Genomic DNA, 540 nt, shown 5'->3' with positions numbered 1-540 from the left:
CCATATACATGACATTTCCACGGCGGGCCTGCCGTTCCGCATAGTCCAGATACATGGTGACGATCTCGTTCAGGTTTCGCATTTCCGTTTCGTTCAGATAGTTTTTGGCGACGGTGACATCCGATTTGCGGATGCGGCCTTTGGGGGCGTTTTTCCATGTGGTCAGCCCCATGTTGGGCTTGGTGCTGTCGGCACGGCCGTATACGATCTCAGCGGTGGTATGATGGGTGACCGCATAGTGGAGCTTATTCTGCACCGTGGCAAAAAACTCCTTTGTGATGGGGCTTTCCACATCGTAGTCGGCGCTGCACTGAGAATAGATGTCCGCGATTTTCTGGTAGAACCTTCTCTCGCTGGCTCGGATGTCCCGGATACGCTCCAGCTGTTCCTCGAAATAATCCTTGCCAAAAAAGTTCTCCGGCTCCCGCAGCCGTGCGTCATCCATCACATAGCCTTTGATGATGAACTCTTTTAACACCCGGTTCGCCCAAATGCGGAACATGGTCGCCTTTTTGGAGTTCACCCGATACCCCACAGCGA

The 540-nt window shown here is 53.3% G+C and carries 1 protein-coding gene; it reads right to left on the bottom strand.

Annotation, left to right across the window (positions count from 1 at the left end; translation table 11 throughout):
- On the bottom strand, positions 1-540 hold a 540-nt coding region (gene rhuM, locus H7U37_RS15200; RefSeq protein ID WP_204876999.1), incomplete at both ends, for a RhuM family protein.

Origin of the sequence: Pseudoflavonifractor phocaeensis (genome assembly GCF_016901735.1) — a bacterium.
Taxonomy (GTDB): domain Bacteria; phylum Bacillota; class Clostridia; order Oscillospirales; family Oscillospiraceae; genus Pseudoflavonifractor_A.
Note: the sequence above shows the minus strand (reverse complement) of the source record. Positions and strands in the feature narration are given on the sequence as shown.